The organism is Alkalimonas collagenimarina (genome assembly GCF_030717845.1).
Taxonomy (GTDB): domain Bacteria; phylum Pseudomonadota; class Gammaproteobacteria; order Enterobacterales; family Alteromonadaceae; genus Alkalimonas; species Alkalimonas collagenimarina.
Genome location: NZ_JAUZVZ010000053.1, coordinates 1 through 1,654 on the forward strand (window position 1 = coordinate 1; position 1,654 = coordinate 1,654).

Consider the following 1,654-nt stretch of genomic DNA (forward strand, 5'->3'; position numbering starts at 1 on the left):
AGGTACTTTTTTCTACATCCAGCACGTTGACGGTCGTTTCATCGGCCCACAGCACCGGTTGCTCTAATAACGTGTTTTTCATTAACACCAGCAGTGGTTCCAGTTTATCAGCACAGGTAATTAACCAGCGGCTCATGGTTTGGCGGCTTAGCTCAATACCGGCTTGGCCGAACATTTTTTCCTGCCGGTATAACGGCAGGCCATAGTGCATTTTGCTGCTGATTATTTGAGCCAGCAGGCTGGGTGTTGCCATGCTTTTAGGGATAATCGCCGGCGGTACATCGGCAATTTGAATGGCTACTGTCGTGCCTTGATTTTCACACGCCCGGCAGCTGTATTTAGGGCGGATGTTTTTAATCACCCGGATTTGGGCAGGGATAAACTCAATCTGCTCACTGACTTCCTCGCCCATCCGGTGCAGCGCATGGCCGCAGCAGGCACAGGTTTTATCGGTAATGTCGTGGATAACTCCTACCCGTGGCAGCTCGGCCGCAATACGTGGACGGCGTGGTTTGACTGGTTTTTTTGCTTCTGTCTGAGCCGCTTCAGGCTGTGCTGTCGCTTCGTCAGCCAGCTGCTCTGCTTCGTTCAGCACCTCGCCATCGCCCTGGTAGCTTTCGCTACTGGGGCTGTATTTTTTATACTGGGCAAGGGTGTACTGCTCCAGCAATTGCTGCAGCTTATCTTCGAGCTTTTGGTTTACCTGCTCTAATTTGGCGATGCGTCTGTCTTTTTGTGCCAGTTTACGTTCAAGTTTTTCAGTCTGCTCAAGCAGCATTTTCTTAAGCAGTTCCACATCGTCTGGCAAGGATTTAGGTGTCTTTTTCATGGCCGTTATTGTAACGGCCAATACGACTAAGTGCCTGTGCTGATTTAGATTATTTTTGGCGCGATCGCCGGGATTTATAGCGGATCCGCATATCAACCAGCGCTTTGGTAGTGCAATGGTTGATGGGGTGTCAGTTTTTGGATGTCGATACCTTGTAGCAACCAGTGCCACTGCTGTTCGCTGATGGATAACACTTTGCCGGGCATAAGACGCGGCCAGCGGAATTTATCTTTTTCCAGCCGTTTGTACCACAGGCAAAAGCCGGTATTATCCCAGTACAGCACTTTTAAGCGGGTACGTTGCCGATTGCAGAATACAAATAGGGCGCCACTAAACGGCGACTGCTGCATGTCCTGTTCAACCAACAGCGACAAGCCATTGATAGACTTTCTGAAATCCACCGGCTGTTTATGCAGGTAGATTTTGGGTGGGTCGATAAACATCTTCATGATTAAAGCGCCCGGAGCAACGCAGCTAACCACAAGGCATCCGTGCCGGGCGGTAAGTGCAGCTCGACATCGCGCTTTTTCAACACAATGCTTTGATTGAGTATCATGCCTTGTGTGGTCAGCTCGACAAAGCCGGTATCGTCTTCCTGTTGCCAGGCGAGAAGCTGCCGCTTACGAAAACTAAAATAGCTCGGGTCAATTCCCTGCTGTTTTGCAAATTCGGTTTGGGTTAAACCACTGGCTTTATGCTGGTCAAACAGCGCTTGCCACTGCTCGGTTGTTCTGCGGATCATGTGTGAACCCTTGTCTGGTAGTAGAATCAGACAGGGTAAGAAGATTTAGCTAGGCTTGGAATGTGCGGTTGGTGTTACGCATA

At 49.8% G+C, this 1,654-nt stretch carries 3 protein-coding genes; all 3 read right to left on the reverse strand.

The genetic code is table 11. The features are described from left to right. Positions 1 to 829, reverse strand: an 829-nt coding sequence (locus Q3O60_RS17530) for an IS66 family transposase (RefSeq protein WP_305895219.1), incomplete at its 3' end; no start/stop codon positions are given. A 92-nt stretch (positions 830 to 921) separates the two neighbouring features. Then, on the reverse strand, positions 922 to 1,278 hold the full coding sequence (gene tnpB, locus Q3O60_RS17535; protein ID WP_305895220.1) for an IS66 family insertion sequence element accessory protein TnpB: 357 nt from the start codon (positions 1,276 to 1,278) through the stop codon (positions 922 to 924). A gap of 2 nt (positions 1,279 to 1,280) precedes the next feature. Beyond that, on the reverse strand, positions 1,281 to 1,571 hold the full coding sequence (gene tnpA / locus Q3O60_RS17540) for an IS66 family insertion sequence element accessory protein TnpA (protein ID WP_305895221.1): 291 nt from the start codon (positions 1,569 to 1,571) through the stop codon (positions 1,281 to 1,283). Between the last annotated feature and the right edge of the window lie 83 nt (positions 1,572 to 1,654).

What these genes read in the sequence shown, in the direction of transcription:
- tnpB (WP_305895220.1), bottom strand. Translation starts at nt 1,278, where the DNA reads ATGAAGATGTTTATCGACCCACCCAAAATCTACCTGCATAAACAGCCG.
- tnpA (WP_305895221.1), bottom strand. Translation starts at nt 1,571, where the DNA reads ATGATCCGCAGAACAACCGAGCAGTGGCAAGCGCTGTTTGACCAGCAT.